This window comes from Pseudomonas sp. 20-5 (assembly GCF_056782835.1).
The window spans coordinates 4,482,051-4,498,656 of the sequence record NZ_CM165584.1 but is presented as its reverse complement, the minus strand read 5'-3'; the positions used below and the strand labels follow the sequence as shown (position 1 = coordinate 4,498,656).

General features: G+C 63.6%; 13 protein-coding genes. 10 read left to right on the top strand and 3 right to left on the bottom strand.

Features of this window, described 5'->3' with window-relative positions:
• Positions 1–3 precede the first annotated feature (3 nt).
• Together AC1RB9_RS20710 and AC1RB9_RS20705 are read left to right on the top strand one after the other, a co-directional pair.
• Positions 4–717, top strand: coding sequence for a fimbrial biogenesis chaperone (locus AC1RB9_RS20710; protein WP_003123215.1), 714 nt, complete (start codon positions 4–6; stop codon positions 715–717).
• 100 nt (positions 718–817) lie between these two features.
• Positions 818–3,337 (top strand): fimbria/pilus outer membrane usher protein, encoded by a 2,520-nt coding sequence (locus tag AC1RB9_RS20705; protein ID WP_003123214.1) that lies wholly within the window; start codon positions 818–820, stop codon positions 3,335–3,337.
• Positions 3,338–3,416: 79 nt separating this feature from the next.
• On the opposite strand, the gene AC1RB9_RS20700 is transcribed toward AC1RB9_RS20705, so the two are convergent.
• Positions 3,417–3,938, bottom strand: coding sequence for a methylated-DNA--[protein]-cysteine S-methyltransferase (locus AC1RB9_RS20700; RefSeq protein ID WP_003086236.1), 522 nt, complete (start codon positions 3,936–3,938; stop codon positions 3,417–3,419).
• Positions 3,939–4,495: 557 nt separating this feature from the next.
• On the opposite strand from AC1RB9_RS20700, the gene pqsA reads away from it, so the two are divergent.
• The 7 genes from pqsA to phnB all read left to right on the top strand — a co-directional run bounded on the left by pqsA (position 4,496) and on the right by phnB (position 12,177).
• Complete coding sequence (pqsA, locus tag AC1RB9_RS20695; RefSeq protein WP_003112552.1) at positions 4,496–6,049, top strand: anthranilate--CoA ligase; 1,554 nt, start codon at positions 4,496–4,498, stop codon at positions 6,047–6,049.
• On the top strand, positions 6,043–6,894 hold the full coding sequence (gene pqsB / locus AC1RB9_RS20690; RefSeq protein WP_003108611.1) for a 2-heptyl-4(1H)-quinolone synthase subunit PqsB: 852 nt from the start codon (positions 6,043–6,045) through the stop codon (positions 6,892–6,894). Before pqsA ends, pqsB begins: the two co-directional genes overlap by 7 nt.
• Positions 6,887–7,933: a 2-heptyl-4(1H)-quinolone synthase subunit PqsC gene (gene pqsC, locus AC1RB9_RS20685; protein ID WP_003108612.1), complete on the top strand. Its 1,047-nt coding sequence runs from the start codon at positions 6,887–6,889 to the stop codon at positions 7,931–7,933. Before pqsB ends, pqsC begins: the two co-directional genes overlap by 8 nt.
• A gap of 42 nt (positions 7,934–7,975) precedes the next feature.
• Positions 7,976–8,989 carry an anthraniloyl-CoA anthraniloyltransferase gene (pqsD, locus tag AC1RB9_RS20680; RefSeq protein WP_003117014.1) on the top strand — a complete coding sequence of 338 codons (1,014 nt, stop codon included), beginning with the start codon at positions 7,976–7,978 and terminating at the stop codon, positions 8,987–8,989.
• The gene (pqsE, locus tag AC1RB9_RS20675; RefSeq protein WP_003086247.1) at positions 8,983–9,888 is read left to right on the top strand and encodes a 2-aminobenzoylacetyl-CoA thioesterase PqsE; all 906 of its coding nucleotides are present in this window, start codon (positions 8,983–8,985) and stop codon (positions 9,886–9,888) included. Before pqsD ends, pqsE begins: the two co-directional genes overlap by 7 nt.
• 116 nt (positions 9,889–10,004) lie before the next feature.
• On the top strand, positions 10,005–11,597 hold the full coding sequence (locus AC1RB9_RS20670) for an anthranilate synthase component 1 (protein ID WP_010895533.1): 1,593 nt from the start codon (positions 10,005–10,007) through the stop codon (positions 11,595–11,597).
• A complete protein-coding gene (gene phnB, locus AC1RB9_RS20665) occupies positions 11,575–12,177 on the top strand; it encodes an anthranilate synthase component II (RefSeq protein WP_003112548.1) in 603 nt (200 codons plus the stop codon). The genes AC1RB9_RS20670 and phnB overlap by 23 nt, the downstream gene beginning before the upstream one ends.
• On the opposite strand, the gene mvfR is transcribed toward phnB, so the two are convergent.
• Positions 12,130–13,128 carry a multiple virulence factor transcriptional regulator MvfR gene (gene mvfR, locus AC1RB9_RS20660; protein WP_003108614.1) on the bottom strand — a complete coding sequence of 333 codons (999 nt, stop codon included), beginning with the start codon at positions 13,126–13,128 and terminating at the stop codon, positions 12,130–12,132. The two genes, phnB and mvfR, sit on opposite strands and share 48 nt — an antisense overlap.
• Before the next feature lie 747 nt (positions 13,129–13,875).
• Between mvfR and nadA the strand changes: the two genes are divergently transcribed.
• A complete protein-coding gene (gene nadA / locus AC1RB9_RS20655; RefSeq protein ID WP_003112547.1) occupies positions 13,876–14,934 on the top strand; it encodes a quinolinate synthase NadA in 1,059 nt (352 codons plus the stop codon).
• A gap of 108 nt (positions 14,935–15,042) precedes the next feature.
• Here nadA and AC1RB9_RS20650 read toward each other — a convergent pair whose 3' ends face one another.
• On the bottom strand, positions 15,043–16,476 hold the full coding sequence (locus AC1RB9_RS20650; protein WP_003112546.1) for a tetratricopeptide repeat protein: 1,434 nt from the start codon (positions 16,474–16,476) through the stop codon (positions 15,043–15,045).
• Positions 16,477–16,606 lie beyond the last annotated feature (130 nt).

The following is a 16,606-nucleotide window of genomic DNA, read 5'->3' as shown; positions in this document are numbered from 1 at the left end:
ATCATGAAATATCCATTTTCTTCCAGAGTTATCTGGGGTGGCATCCTTTTGCTTTTTTCCACCCTGGCCAATGCGGGAATCACACTGGGAGGAACCCGGGTCGTTCTGCAGGCGCCTGCCAAGGAGGCTGCGATCCTGGTCAGGAACCAGGCTTCCAAGGACGTGATGATTCAATCCTGGGTAGAGGCTGATAATGGGGCAGATAAACGTGAGGTTCCGTTTGTCATCACGCCTGCCCTCAGTCGTTTGGGAGGCAACAAGCAGCAAACCCTGCGTATCCTGTTTCAAGGGGAGGGCTTGCCGAGCGACAGGGAATCCGTATTCCGCCTGAACGTCCAGGAAATTCCGCAAAAATCTGCCTCGGCTAATACGTTGCAGATAGCTTTGCGCCAGCGTATCAAGGTCTTCTACCGCCCCGATAACTTGTCGGGAACTTCCGCCGAAGCGCCTGGAAAGTTGAGCTGGCGTCTTGTCCGTCAGGGTGGAAAGTCGGTTGTCGAAGTTTCCAACGATACTGCGTTTCATGTCTCTTTAGCCAGCGTGAAATTAAAAGCTGGCAATGCCTACTATGTTGTTGATGCCGACATGGTCGCGCCGAAGTCGAGTCGCCGATTCGAAATCAAGGGAACTCCATCCGGCGTTTCTGGAAATGTCGAGTTCCAGAGCGTAAATGACTATGGCGGACTCGATAAACATTCCAGCTCCTTATCCGACTGAAGCTCAGAAGAGCAGAGTAGAAGAGCAGAAGAACTGCTCTTAACTTTCCCTATGGATGGGTGTTTCCGTTTTGTCGGAAATTAGTCCAAGGAATATTCGCGTGGCCATATTTAGGAAAAAGTTCGATTTCGAGTTGTCCGTCTATTCCAGGTCTTCCTGTCTCATGGCCTTGGGATTGGCTTTGCCTGCCGTAACCTTCGCGGTGGAATTCAACGCCGAGTTCCTGAACAACGAGGGCGGGGCGCCCGTTGAACTGAAGTATTTCGAGAACGGCAACTCGGTGTCGCCCGGCACTTACAGCGTCGACATTCATTTGAACCAGATCATGATCCGGCGCGAAGATGTCGTGTTCAGTGCCGATCCCGAAACCGGAAGCGTTCGTCCGGTCGTCCGGGTAGGGCTGCTCAAGGAGATCGGGGTCGATATAGCCCGGCTGACGCGAGACAAACTCATTCCGGATAATCTGGAAAACAATACGCCCCTGAATGTCGCCGAACTCATCCCCGGTGCATCCATCGAGTTCGACGTCAACAGCCTTTCCCTGCTGGTCAGCATTCCACAGCTGTATGTACAGCGGCACTCGCGTGGCTATGTGGATCCCTCTCTTTGGGATGACGGTGTCACCGCGTTGTTTTCCAACTACCAGGCCAACTTCACGCGCAACACCAACTTTGGCCAGAACAGCGATTATCGCTACCTGGGCCTGCGCAACGGCTTCAACCTGTTTGGCTGGCGTCTGCGCAACGACTCCTCCCTGAGCGGAGGTACCGGCATGCGCAACAAGTTCAGTAGCAACCGTACCTATGTGGAACGTGACATTCGTGCCCTGAAGGGGACCTTGTCCCTCGGCGAGTTGTATACCTCCGCTCAGGGGGATGCTTTCGAGAGCGTGCGTATGCGCGGCGTGCAACTGCAATCCGATATCGGCATGCTGCCCGACAACGAGATCAGCTATACCCCGGTGGTGCGCGGTATCGCTGAAACCAATGCGACGGTCGAGGTGAGCCAGAATGGCTTCGTGATCTATTCCACCAACGTACCTCCCGGTGCGTTCGAGATCACCGACATCTATCCCAGCGGCTCCAATGGCGACCTGGAGGTCAAGATCATCGAGGCGGACGGACGCCAGCGGTCCTTCAAGCAGTCCTATTCCTACCTGCCGGTCATGACCCGCAAGGGGAACCTGCGCTATGGCCTGGCCGCCGGTGAGTACCATAATGATGGCCAGCCGTCGGTCAACCTGCTCCAGGGGTCGGCTGTGTATGGCTTGTCCGACAGGGTTACCGGCTTTGGCGGCCTGCTCGCTGCGGAGAAGTACAATGCCACCAACCTGGGCCTCGGCTTCAACACGCCCCTGGGCGGTTTTTCTGCGGACGTGACCCATAGCCAGTCCCGCACGCGGCGGGGTGGGCGCAACCAGGGACAGAGTCTGCGGCTTCTCTATTCCAAGACCATCAACGCCACCGAAACCAGCTTTACCGTGGTGGGCTATCGCTATTCCACGGAAGGCTACCGTACTCTCAGCCAGCATATCGACGACATGTCCGAAGAGAGCTACCTCTATGGCTCAAGTTCCAGTCGGCAGAAGAGCCGCATAGACCTGACGGTGAACCAGACGCTGTTCCGACGCAGTTCGCTCTATCTCACGGCGGGCGAAACCACATATTGGAATCGCCCCGGCAGCAGCCGTCGCGTGCAGTTCGGCTTCAGCAGCGGCATCAAGCGCGCGAGCTATAGCCTGGCGGTTTCCCGTACCCAGGAGACGGGTTCGTTCGGGCGCTCCGATACCCAGTTCACGGCCTCCGTCAGCATCCCCTTGGGCGGTAGCGCACGCTCCAGTCAGGTATATGCCAATGCCGTGAGTTCACAGCATGGTGATTCGAGCCTGAACACCGGTATCTCCGGATACCTGGATGAAGCCAATGCGTTCAACTACAGCGCACAGGCCAACTACAGCAAGGACGGCGGCAACTCCGGCAGCGTCGGCCTGGGTTGGGACACGTCCAAGGCCAAGTTGTCCGCCAATTACAGCCAGGGGCGCGACAACAAGCAGATCAACCTGGGAGCAAGCGGTTCGGTAGTGGTGCATTCGGGGGGAGTGACCTTCGGCCAGCCGGTGGGGGAAACGTTCGGCCTGGTGGAGGTTCCGGAGGTCGGCGGCGTCGGCCTCGACGGCTACTCTTCGGTTCGCACCGACGGCCGTGGCTATGCCGTGCTCCCCTACATGCAACCCTATCGTTACAACTGGGTGAACCTGGATACCAATACCCTTGGAAGCGATACCGAGATCAGCGACAGCACGCAAATGGCCGTGCCGACCCGGGGCGCCGTGATCGCCAAGCGTTTCTCCGCGGAGTCCGGTCGGCGGGTGCAGTTCGACCTGAGCATGGACTCTGGAGGAAAGATTCCCTTCGGTGCACAGGCATACGACAAGGAAGAGCGGGTCGTGGGAATGGTCGACAACCTGTCCCGTTTGCTGGTGTTCGGTATCGAGGACCAGGGGCGCCTGTCCATTCGCTGGAGCGATGGCTCCTGTTCCGTCGACTATCAGTTGCCGCCCAGGAACAAGGACCTGACTTACGAACGAGTTGCGCTCAGTTGCCGTCGGTCCTCGATCTGAAATGTCACCGCTGCAGTCGGGTCAAGTCAAAAGGCGAGGATTTTTCCGGTGAACACCGGGCGCGAGGGCAAGCGGCAGCTCACTCGTCCTCGATCATGCTCAACAGGTCTGGTGTCCTGCCTCGGGTTTCCAAACGCAGCAACCACTGCTTGGCGGCCAACCCACCGGCGAAACCGGTGAGGCCGCCAGAGGCTCCGATCACCCTATGGCAAGGTGCAACAATGGACAGTGGGTTCCGTCCGTTGGCGGCTCCAACCGCCCGTACTGCGTTGGGGCTGCCGATCTGCACGGCTATTTCCGTATAGCTGCGGGTCTCGCCGAATGGAATGGTGAGCAGGGCGGACCAGACCTTTTTCTGAAATTCGGTACCTTGGAAGTCGAGCGGGAGTTCGAACCGGGAACGTTTGCCGGAAAAATATTCCCGCAACTGGCGTTCGGTTTCCGCCAGGAGGGAGCTGTCCTCGGAGAGCCGCATCTCGTCCAGCGGTACTCGGTTGGGACGCTCATGCTGCCAAAGAATCGCGACCAGAAAGGCATCGTCCCTGGCTACCAGGGTCAGTGTCCCGACCGGCGATTCCATTTTCCTGTAGCTATGGGGCATGTAGGTGTCCTCTTCGGCAGGCTCGCCCAGTGTACTACGCAATGGGATTTCAACAGGGAAGCCTGCAAATGGCAGGCGAGGCGGGGCGGAGCGCTATCGGCCCGATGGATGGCCGCCTGCTTCCAGGCATGCCGTCGCCCCCTTGGAGCCCAGGCCGAGCGCCTCGAACTGTGAGATCTGGGAGGCGATTTGCCGAGCAAAGTGGGTTGTCATTGGTTTGCCATCTCATGGGTTCGGACGAGGCCTCGAGCAAGGGTTGTAACGGTTTTTGTCTGGCCAATGGGCTCTTGCGTAAAAAGGCTGCCGCCCTTCTTGCTTGGTTGCCGTTCTCGGATCCCGCGCAGCCCGGTGGGTGTGCCAAATTTCTCGCGGTTTGGATCGCGCCGATTGCCGCGGCCTACGAAGCCCGTGGTTCTTCTCCCCGAAACTTTTTCGTTCGGACTCCGAATATCGCGCTTCGCCCAGCGCCGCTAGTTTCCCGTTCCTGACAAAGCAAGCGCTCTGGCTCAGGTATCTCCTGATCCGGATGCATATCGCTGAAGAGGGAACGTTCTGTCATGTCCACATTGGCCAACCTGACCGAGGTTCTGTTCCGCCTCGATTTCGATCCCGATACCGCCGTTTATCACTATCGGGGCCAGACTCTCAGCCGGCTGCAATGCCGGACCTACATTCTCTCCCAGGCCAGCCAACTGGCCCGCCTGCTCAAGCCCGGCGATCGCGTGGTGCTGGCGTTGAACGACTCGCCTTCGCTGGCCTGCCTGTTCCTGGCCTGCATCGCGGTCGGCGCCATTCCCGCCGTGATCAATCCCAAGTCCCGCGAGCAGGCCCTGGCCGATATCGCTGCCGACTGCCAGGCCAGCCTAGTGGTGCGTGAAGCCGATGCACCGTCGCTGAGCGGTCCTTTGGCGCCGTTGACCCTGCGTGCGGCCGCCGGACGCCCTTTGCTCGACGATTTCTCGCTGGACGCGCTGGTCGGTCCTGCGGACCTCGATTGGAGTGCCTTCCATCGCCAGGACCCGGCGGCAGCCTGTTTCCTGCAATACACCTCGGGTTCCACCGGGGCGCCCAAGGGGGTGATGCACAGCCTGCGCAACACGCTCGGTTTCTGCCGGGCGTTCGCTACGGAGTTGCTGGCATTGCAGGCGGGAGACCGGCTGTATTCGATTCCCAAGATGTTCTTCGGCTATGGCATGGGCAACAGCCTGTTCTTTCCCTGGTTCAGCGGAGCCTCGGCGCTGCTCGACGATACCTGGCCGAGCCCGGAGCGGGTTCTGGAGAACCTGGTCGCCTTCCGCCCCCGGGTCCTGTTTGGGGTGCCGGCCATCTATGCCTCGCTGCGTCCGCAGGCCAGGGAGCTGTTGAGCAGCGTGCGCCTGGCGTTTTCCGCCGGCTCGCCGCTGCCGCGCGGCGAGTTCGAATTCTGGGCCGCGCACGGGCTGGAGATCTGCGACGGCATCGGGGCTACCGAGGTCGGCCATGTGTTCCTCGCCAACCGCCCGGGCCAGGCGCGTGCCGACAGCACCGGGCTGCCGTTGCCTGGCTATGAGTGCCGGCTGGTGGACCGCGAAGGACACACTATCGAGGAAGCGGGCCGGCAAGGCGTGCTGTTGGTGCGTGGCCCTGGGCTGAGTCCGGGTTACTGGCGGGCCAGCGAAGAGCAGCAGGCGCGCTTCGCAGGTGGCTGGTACCGCACCGGCGACCTGTTCGAGCGCGACGAGTCGGGTGCCTACCGTCACTGTGGGCGGGAAGACGATCTGTTCAAGGTGAATGGCCGCTGGGTGGTGCCGACCCAGGTCGAGCAGGCGATCTGCCGTCATCTGCCGGAAGTGAGCGAGGCGGTTCTGGTTCCTACCTGCCGGCTGCACGACGGCTTGCGTCCGACCCTGTTCGTCACCCTGGCCACTCCGCTGGACGACAACCAGATCCTGCTGGCGCAGCGCATCGACCAGCATCTCGCCGAACAGATTCCCTCGCACATGCTGCCCAGCCAATTGCATGTGCTGCCGGCCTTGCCGCGCAACGACAACGGCAAGTTGGCGCGCGCCGAGCTGCGCCACCTGGCCGACACCCTTTATCACGACAACCTTCCGGAGGAACGGGCATGTTGATTCAGGCTGTGGGGGTGAACCTGCCCCCATCCTATGTGTGTCTGGAGGGGCCGCTGGGAGGCGAACGCCCTCGCGCCCAGGGCGACGAGATGCTGATGCAGCGCTTGCTGCCGGCGGTTCGCGAAGCCCTGGACGAGGCGGCGGTCAAGCCCGAGGAGATCGACCTGATCGTCGGCCTCGCCCTGTCTCCCGACCATCTGATCGAGAACCGCGACATCATGGCGCCGAAGATCGGCCATCCGTTGCAGAAGGTCCTCGGCGCGAATCGCGCGCATGTCTTCGACCTCACCGACTCGAGCCTGGCCCGCGCCCTCTACGTGGTCGATACCCTCGCCAGCGACCAGGGCTATCGCAACGTCCTGGTCGTGCGCGGCGAATCCAGCCAGGGATTGGAAGTGGACAGCGAGTCCGGCTTCGCCCTTGCCGACGGCGCCCTGGCGCTGCTCTGCCGGCCGACCGGCAAGGCCGCGTTCCGTCGCGGTGCGCTGGGCGGTGATCCGGCGCAGGAATGGCTGCCGCTGAGCATTCCGCTGAATACCGATATTCGCCAGGTAGGCGACGTCAAGGGACACCTCAACCTGCCGGCCCAACCTGGATTGCCCGAAGCGGTACGCGCCGGATTCACCCGTCTGGCCGGGGACTTCCCGCAACTGAACTGGGTGCGCGAGGAATGGTTCGGCCAGGGACGGCCCGATGGTCGTTGCCTGGGGCCGTTCGAACTGGCGTCGCAACTGCGCGCGGCACAGCGCGACCGTCTGGATGAACTGCTGCTGATCAGCTTCGATCCGTTCGGCATGGTGGTGGAGGGCGTGACCCTGGAACTGGCGGGAGAAGCTCATGCATAAGGTCAAACTGGCAGCGATCACCTGTGAACTTCCGGCTCGCAGCTACGAAAACGACGATCCGGTGTTCGCCGCGGTACCGGACCTCAGCGAGTCCTGGTGGCAATTCTGGGGCGTCAATCGGCGGGGCTATTTCGACCCGCGGAACGGCGAGAACGAGTTCAGCCTGGTGGTCCGGGCCGCCGAGCGCCTGCTGCGCAGCAGCGATACCGCGCCGGATAGCGTGGACATGCTGATCTGTTCGGCTTCCTCGCCGATCATGACCGACGCCGGCGATGTCCTGCCGGACCTGCGCGGACGTCTCTACCCGCGCATGGCCAACGTGCTGTCCAAGCAGCTCGGCCTGAGTCGGGCGCTGCCATTGGATTCGCAGATGGAGTGCGCCAGCTTCCTGCTCAACCTGCGCCTGGCAGCGAGCATGATCCGCCAGGGTAAGGCCGAGAAAGTGCTGGTGGTGTGCAGCGAGTACATCTCCAACCTGCTCGACTTCACCTCGCGTACCTCGACCCTGTTCGCCGATGGCTGCGCGGTGGCCCTGCTGACCCGCGGCGACGATGACAGCTGCGACCTGCTGGCTTCGGCCGAACACAGCGACGCTACGTTCTATGAAGTGGCCACCGGTCGCTGGCGCCTGCCGGAAAACCCGACCGGCGAGGCTAAGCCGCGGCTGTATTTCTCGTTGTTCAGCGACGGCCAGAACAAGATGGCCAGCTTCGTCCCGACCAACGTGCCGATCGCGATGCGCCGGGCGTTGGAAAAGGCCGGCCTGGGCAGCGATGACATCGATTATTTCGTCTTCCACCAGCCAGCGCCGTTCCTGGTCAAGGCCTGGGCCGAGGGCATCGGTGCCCGTCCTGAGCAGTACCAACTGACGATGGGCGATACCGGCGTGATGATCTCCGTTTCCATCCCGTACACCCTGATGACCGGCCTGCGCGAGGGCAAGATCCGCCCCGGCGATCGTATCGTCATGGCCGGCGCAGCCACTGGCTGGGGGTTCGCCGCCCAGGTCTGGCAATTGGGCGAGGTGCTGGTGTGCTGAGGCATCGCCATGTTGAACCACGGTGTCCGAGGAGGGCTGCACATGGGTAATCCGATCCTGGCCGGGCTGGGTTTCAGCCTGCCGAAACGCCAGGTCAGCAATCATGACCTGGTAGGGCGCATCAATACGTCGGACGAGTTCATCGTCGAACGTACCGGCGTGCGCACCCGCTATCACGTCGAGCCGGAACAGGCGGTCAGCGCGCTGATGGTGCCGGCGGCGCGCCAGGCCATCGAGGCTGCCGGGCTGCTGCCGGAGGACATCGACCTGTTGCTGGTGAACACCCTGTCGCCGGACCACCACGACCCGTCCCAGGCCTGCCTGATCCAGCCGCTGCTGGGCCTGCGGCACATCCCGGTACTGGATATCCGGGCACAGTGCAGCGGGTTGCTGTACGGCTTGCAGATGGCTCGCGGGCAGATCCTCGCCGGGCTGGCACGGCATGTCCTGGTGGTCTGCGGCGAGGTGCTGTCCAAGCGCATGGACTGTTCGGACCGCGGCCGCAACCTGTCGATCCTGCTCGGCGACGGTGCCGGCGCAGTGGTGGTCAGCGCCGGCGAGAGCCTCGACGACGGCCTGCTGGACCTGCGCCTGGGCGCCGACGGCAACTACTTCGACCTGCTGATGACTGCGGCGCCGGGCAGTGCCTCGCCGACCTTCCTCGACGAGAATGTCCTGCGCGAGGGCGGGGGCGAGTTCCTCATGCGCGGCCGGCCGATGTTCGAGCATGCCAGCCAGACCCTGGTACGGATCGCCGGCGAAATGCTCGCGGCCCATGAGCTGACCCTGGACGACATCGACCATGTGATCTGCCATCAACCGAACCTGCGCATCCTCGATGCGGTGCAGGAGCAACTGGGCATTCCCCAGCACAAGTTCGCGGTGACCGTGGATCGTCTGGGCAACATGGCTTCGGCCTCGACCCCGGTCACGCTGGCGATGTTCTGGCCGGACATCCAGCCGGGACAGCGGGTGCTGGTCCTGACCTACGGCTCCGGCGCGACCTGGGGCGCGGCGCTGTACCGCAAACCTGAGGAGGTGAACCGGCCATGTTGAGGCTTTCGGCTCCCGGTCAACTGGATGATGACCTGTGCCTGTTGGGGGACGTCCAGGTGCCGGTGTTCCTGCTGCGTCTCGGTGAGGCGAGCTGGGCGCTGGTTGAAGGAGGGATCAGCCGGGATGCCGAATTGGTTTGGGCGGACCTGTGCCGCTGGGTCGCCGACCCGTCCCAGGTGCACTACTGGCTGATCACCCACAAGCACTACGACCACTGCGGCCTGCTGCCCTACCTGTGTCCGCGGCTGCCGAACGTACAGGTCCTGGCGTCCGAGCGGACCTGCCAGGCCTGGAAGTCGGAAAGCGCGGTGCGGGTGGTCGAGCGCTTGAACCGGCAACTGTTGCGTGCGGAGCAGCGGTTGCCCGAGGCCTGTGCCTGGGACGCTCTGCCGGTTCGCGCGGTGGCCGACGGCGAGTGGCTGGAGCTGGGACCGCGGCATCGCCTGCAGGTCATAGAGGCCCACGGCCACAGCGACGATCACGTGGTTTTCTACGACGTGCGACGCCGACGCCTGTTCTGCGGCGATGCCCTGGGCGAGTTCGACGAGGCAGAGGGGGTGTGGCGGCCGCTGGTGTTCGACGACATGGAGGCTTACCTGGAGTCCCTGGAACGTCTGCAGCGTCTGCCGACCCTGCTGCAACTGATCCCGGGACACGGCGGCCTGCTGCGGGGGCGGCTGGCCGCGGATGGGGCCGAGTCGGCCTATACCGAGTGTCTGCGCCTGTGCCGGCGGTTGCTCTGGCGCCAGTCCATGGGCGAATCCCTCGACGAACTGAGCGAGGAGCTGCACCGCGCCTGGGGTGGGCAGAGCGTCGACTTCCTGCCCGGCGAACTGCACCTGGGGAGCATGCGCCGGATGCTGGAGATTCTCTCCCGCCAGGCGCTGCCTCTGGACTGAGACGGGACATCCATTGCGGCGATCGCCGCCGACGGCAGCGGTCGCAATTGGGGGAAAAGGGGGTTACCGATGATGAACATGCCGTTGCGCGCTAGCGTCGCGCAGGCCAGTCGCCCATGGGCGCGAGGAGGTGGCTCGTGAGCGGGGTTGGCTATCGACTGGAAGAAAGTCTGGAGTACCGCACGCTGGTGCCGGAGGCGCTGTCGATCTGGCGCATGGCCGGCGCCAACCGGATGCTGTTCGACTGCTTCGACGTGGACAGCAAGGCTGCGCGGCGTAGCGTGGCGATCCTTTCCAGCTGCCTGCGCATCGAGTGCTGGGGGCGCGATGTGGTGCTGCGGGCGTTGAACTCCAACGGACGCGCCTTGCTGGCGCCGTTGAGCGAGGACTGTCCGGCCCAGGTCACCTGCTTGCGTGACGGCGACACCCTGCACTGGCGCTTCCCCCAGGAAGAGTCGCATGCGGACGAGTGGCGACGCCTGCATGGCCTGTCCAGCCTGGAGGCGCTGCGCCGCGTGCTCGGAACGCTGGGCGACGCGGAGGGGCCCGTGCTGCTGGGCGGCCTGTTCAGCTTCGACCTGGCCGAGCAGTTCGAACCCTTGCCGGCGCCGGCCGAACCTGCGCGGCATTGCCCGGACTACCTGTTCCTGGTGCCGGAGTTGCTGCTGGACATCGATCACCTGGCGCGCCGGACTTCGCTGCAGGCGTTCGTCCACGATCCGGCCGGGCACGACCGGTTGGCCGCCAGCCTGCGCCAGTGTGCCGACGAATTCCATGGCGCCGTGGAGGAGGCTTCCGAGTCGCCGGTGGCAGGCGTACGGGCCGGCAACTACCAGGTCGACCTGGACGATGCGAGCTTTGCCCGCCAGGTAGAGCGCCTGCAGGCCCACGTGAGGGCCGGCGACGTGTTCCAGATCGTACCGTCGCGCAGCTTCAGCATGCCGTGTGCGGACCCCTGGCGGGCCTATCGCCAGTTGTGCCTGCGCAACCCCAGCCCGTACCGCTTCTTCCTCGATGCGGGGGACTTCTGCCTGTTCGGCGCTTCGCCGGAGTCGGCATTGAAGTACGACGCGGAGAGTCGCGAGGTGGAACTCTATCCCATCGCCGGCACCCGCCCGCGCGGACGCGATGCCCGGGGCGCCATCGATGCGGAACTGGACAATCGCCTGGAAGCGGAGTTGCGCCTGGACGCCAAGGAGATCGCCGAGCACATGATGCTGGTCGACCTGGCGCGCAACGATCTGGCGCGGGTCTGCCGCAGCGGTACGCGGCAGGTGCGCGACATGCTCAAGGTCGATCGCTACAGCCACGTGATGCACCTGGTCTCGCGCGTGGCTGGCGAACTGCATGGCGAACTGGATGCGCTGCATGCCTACCGTGCCTGCCTGAACATGGGCACCCTGGTCGGTGCGCCGAAGGTCCGTGCCATGCAGTTGCTGCGGCAGTACGAGGATGGCTATCGCGGCAGCTACGGTGGCGCGATCGGCATTCTCGACAGCGCCGGCAACCTCGATACCAGCATCGTCATCCGCTCCGCCGAGGTCCGCGAAGGTATCGCCCGGGTCCGGGCAGGCGCCGGCGTGGTGCTGGATTCGGATCCACGGCTGGAGGCCGAGGAAACCCGCAACAAGGCGCTGGCGGTGCTGACCGCCGTGGCCGCTGCCGAACGCGAAAGGGGAGAGCGCGATGCGCATCACGCTGTTGGATAACTTCGATTCCTTCACCTACAACCTGGTCGAGCAGTTCTGCCTGCTCGGCGCGGAGGTCCGGGTGATGCGCAACGATACGCCGTTGCCGACGATCCAGGCGGCATTGCTGGCCGACGGTTGCGAACTGCTGGTGCTGTCGCCGGGGCCCGGTCGGCCGGAAGACGCCGGCTGCATGCTGGAATTGCTCGCCTGGGCCCGCGGGCGCTTGCCGGTGCTCGGCGTCTGCCTCGGCCACCAGGCGCTGGCGCTGGCCGCCGGTGGCGCGGTGGGCGAGGCGAGGAAGCCGCTGCACGGCAAGAGCACGTCCCTGCGTTTCGATCAGCGTCACCCGCTGTTCGACGGCATCGCTGACCTGCGCGTCGCGCGCTACCACTCGCTGGTGGTCAGTCGCCTGCCGGAAGGTTTCGACTGCCTGGCCGATGCCGATGGCGAGATCATGGCGATGGCCGATCCGCGCAATCGACAGCTGGGCTTGCAGTTCCATCCCGAGTCGATTCTCACCACCCACGGCCAGCGTCTGCTGGAGAACGCTCTACTCTGGTGCGGCGCGCTGGCGGTACGCGAGCGCCTTCGGGCCTGAGCGGCGCTGCGCCGTTTCGACGATGCTCGGTTGCCAGGCCGGCGCATCGTCGAAACGCTGGCGGCCGAGTTCGCGCAGGCGCTGGCGGGCGCTTTCGAGAAAGCGCAGGAAGCTGCGCTCGGATTCCAGCGCGGTGTTGTAGTAGCAATACACCTTGGTGTCGATGCCGCCCGGTTCGTAGAGTTCGCTGAGGACTGCCAGGGTACCGTTGCGCAGGCGTTCCTCGACGAAATAATGCGGCGCGATGCCCCATCCGACGCCGGCTTCCACCAGACGCAGCATGTCGTCGAAGTTTTCCACGAAGAGCACCTTGTCGCTGACCGGCCGCAGCAGGTTCGAATGCTGCCCGGAGCGGCTGCCGAGGCTGATCTGCCGGTAATTGGCCAGGCTCGCGATGCTGTGCAGGGAGGCATTGCACAACGGGTGCTGCGGATGGGCGACGACGAACGCCTTGGTGTAGCCGAGCACGCACTGGTTGAAGCGGGAGATCTTCAGTTCCTCGTCGATGGTGATGGCGATATCGATTTCCGCGTTGTCCTGCTTGATCGTCGCCAGGCTATCGGCGGGCGAGGTGCGTATCAGGCTGACCATGTTGAAATCGTCGAGCAGTACGCTGCTCACCGTATCGCAGAACGACGGCGGGATGGCGGTGTCCAGCAACACCCGGAGATTGCGCGGACCCTTGTTGAGATTGAAGGCGATGTCGCCGATCAGCTGCTGGTAGTTCAGCAGGCTGCGCATGTAAGGGATCAGGCGAAGCGCCTGCTCGGTGGGTTCGACCTTGTAGCCGTCCCGACGGACCAGCTCCACGCACAGGTCGATTTCCAGGTTGCTGACCGCCGAGCTGACCGCGGTGTGCGACTTGCGCAGGATCCGCGCAGCGGAGGAAATCGAACCGGAGGCGATGACCTGGAGGAACATGTTCACGTGATTCAGGTTATGAATAGGCATCCCTTATTCCTTTTATTGGGTGGCGCGTGCCGCTTCCCTTGATCGGGTCAGGTTGCCGCTACTGTGGAAGAAGCGTCGAGGACTCGATAGATAGCGCCCGAGTGTTTCAACTTGTCTTCTGGATGACGTTTTCATCGGGGAAACCTCCCGTCGGTCAGTGAAGCGCAAGGGCTGGCGTGCGAGGGTGGAATCGGCCGCCGGCTCGCTTTCTGCGCGGCGGGCGCACGGCACGGGGAGTCGTCGTTTTGGAGGTGAGGGATGACGGCTCTGTTTCAGGATATTTTTATAATTATGTGAAAGAAGAGCTTATTTCAACGAAATATGTTTCATATTGCTCGTAAATTCGACGAAAAGAAAATCCGGATATTTACCGGTTATTTAACGTTAATACCAAGGGCCTAATACCAAAGTATTAACGCTGGCATGCCGGCATGTCGTGTTCGGTCGTGGAGCGAGCCGAGCCAGGGACGGTTCTAAGAAACGAAAAAATTATGTCGCGTAGGTCTAACGACCGAAACCTATGTCTTTTGTTAGCGTAGCCACCGGCCAGGCCGGTACGGATGCCGGGATGGCCCTGGCGCGACCTATGCGGTTAGAATCCGCGGCCTTGCAGGCGGATCCCCGGGGTTTGCTCAAGGGGACACGGGTGCCGTGCCCGAAACCTGCAATCGTCAGTTCCCTGCGGTCCAGCCTGCCGCCGGGTATAAAATCGAGAGACGCGCTGTTGCGCCTTCAGGTGTAGCGACTATGACGCACATTTCCGAACGACTCCTGGTACAGGCCCACCTGGCCGCCAAGCAACCCCGTGTGTTGAGCGAGCAGGAGAGCGCCGAGCATCGCGCGGCGATCGCGGCCGAACTGAAGGCGCAAAATGCTGTACTGGTGGCGCATTACTACTGCGACCCGGTGATCCAGGCGTTGGCCGAGGAGACCGGCGGTTGCGTATCCGATTCGCTGGAGATGGCCCGTTTCGGCAACCAGCATCCGGCGCAGACGGTGGTCGTGGCCGGGGTGCGCTTCATGGGCGAGACGGCGAAGATCCTCAACCCTGAGAAGCGTGTGCTGATGCCGACCCTCGAAGCGACCTGCTCGCTCGACCTGGGCTGCCCGGTGGATGAATTCTCGGCATTCTGCGACCAGCACCCGGAACGGACCGTGGTGGTCTATGCGAACACCTCCGCGGCGGTGAAGGCACGCGCCGACTGGGTCGTGACCTCCAGTTGCGCGGTGGAGATCGTCGAACACCTGATGGACAACGGCGAGCCCATCCTCTGGGCGCCGGACCAGCACCTGGGACGCTACATCCAGCGCGAGACGGGGGCCGACATGCTGCTCTGGGATGGCGCCTGTATCGTCCACGAGGAGTTCAAGGCCAAGCAGCTGGAAGACATGAAGGCGCTCTACCCGGACGCCGCCATCCTGGTCCACCCCGAATCGCCGGAAAGCGTGGTCGCGCTGGCCGATGCCGTGGGCTCGACCAGCCAGTTGATCAAGGCCGCGCAGACCCTGCCGAACAAGACCTTCATCGTCGCCACCGATCGCGGCATCTTCTACAAGATGCAGCAGTTGTGCCCGGACAAGGATTTCATCGAGGCCCCCACCGCCGGCAACGGCGCCGCCTGCCGCAGCTGCGCGCACTGCCCGTGGATGGCGATGAACACGCTCGAGCGGACCCTGGCCTGCCTGCGCGAGGGCAGCGGGGAAATCTTCGTCGACCCGGCGTTGATCCCGAGGGCGGTCCGTCCGCTCAAGCGCATGCTCGACTTCACCCAGGCCGCGCGCCTGCGCCAGGCCGGGAACGCCTGATCCTGGCGAGGGCGTCCCGCTGCGTAGGGCGAGTAAGCGCGGTGCGGTTGTTCGCCCAACCCCCTGTTTCGATGAGCTTCGCCGGGTGTTTTTCCTCGGATATGCCGCTCAGCGGAACATTTCCTTGACCATCTTTTCCTGTTGGCGAATTTCCTGCTGGCGAGCGTCGAGTCGCGCAGCCAGTTGGAAGTTGCCGCCAGCGCGGCGCTTGGCGAAATCGAGCTGCTCGATGGCGGCCTGGTAGTCGCCGGTCAGAGACAGGTACTCGGCACGGGCCTGGTGCACGCCGATGGCGTTGTTGGTCAGGCTGCGCACCTCGGCCAGGCGGTTCCAGACATCCGGGTCCAGCGGCCGCGCCTTGCTCAGGTCGTCGAGGATCTTCTCCGATTCCTGCGGCTTGCCCATCTTCAGCATCAGGTCGGCGCGCACCTGTTTCAGCGGGTAGCTGCTGGGGAACTGGGCGAGCATCTTCTTCAACCGCTGATCGGCATCCGGAAGGCGGTTGGCGGTGATGTCCAGCTCGACCTGGGCCAGGTTGTAGGCCACGTCGTTGGGTGCCTTCGCCAGCAATTGCCTGAGGTTGTCACGGGCATCGTTGAGCTGGCCGATGCGCGTCTGCGAGATGGCCAGTCCGTAGCGCGCGGCATCCAGCTTGGGATTGTCGTTGAGCATGGCGCGGAAGCGCTTGCCGGCCATCCCCGGGGTTTCCTCGAAGAGCAACTGGGTGCGCGCGCGCATCTGCTGGTAGCGCAGGCTGTCTTCCTTGCCGCCCTGGGGATACTGTTCGGCGCGGTTGCGGGTGTCGGCGATACGCGATTCGGTGACCGGGTGGGTGAGGAGGAACTCCGGCGGCTTGCCGTCGTAGCGATACTGCCGCGCCAGGCGCTCGAACATGTTCGGCATCGAGCGCGGATCGTAACCGGCGCGAACCATGTTGGTGACGCCGACGCGGTCGGCTTCCTGCTCGTTCTGCCGGGAAAAGCGCAACTGGTTCTGGATCGCCGCCGCCTGGGTCCCGGCGATCGCCGCGATACCCGCATCCCCTGCGCCGGCGGCCGCGGCGACGATGCCGGCGAGCATCGCTGCCATCACCGGCAGTTGCATGCGCTGCTGTGCCTCGATGCCGCGGGCGAAGTGGCGCTGGATCAGGTGGCCGAGTTCGTGGGCCAGCACCGCGGCATACTCGCCTTCGGTCTGGGCGTTGAGCAGTAGCCCGCCGTTGACCCCGATCACGCCGCCGGGCGCGGCGAAGGCGTTGATCTGTGCGTCGCGGATGAGGATGAAGGCCAGCCGGTGGTCCTGCAGGTCGCTGGTTTCGGCCAGCCGGTAGACGCTGCTTTCGACGAAGTCCTTGAGCTGCGGGTCGGAGATCGCATCGACCTGGTTGCGCAGCATGCTCAGCCAGGCGCGGCCCAGCTGGAACTCCTGCTCCGGCGAAACGATCGAGGAAGATGCGTCGCCCAGGGAGGGCAGATCGTCCGACATGACCGGCGAAGCGAGCATGCAGGCGAGCGTCAACAGGGCAGGGCGCAGTACATTCATGCAGGAGGCTCAGGTTGGCAAAGGCCTTACTTTAGCCGTTGGTTATCGGCACTGCCTAGGTATCTGCCCGAGCCCCCGAAGCTGTTGGACTTCGAGCGCCGTTTCAACTGGCCAGCGGCGGATAGGCTTG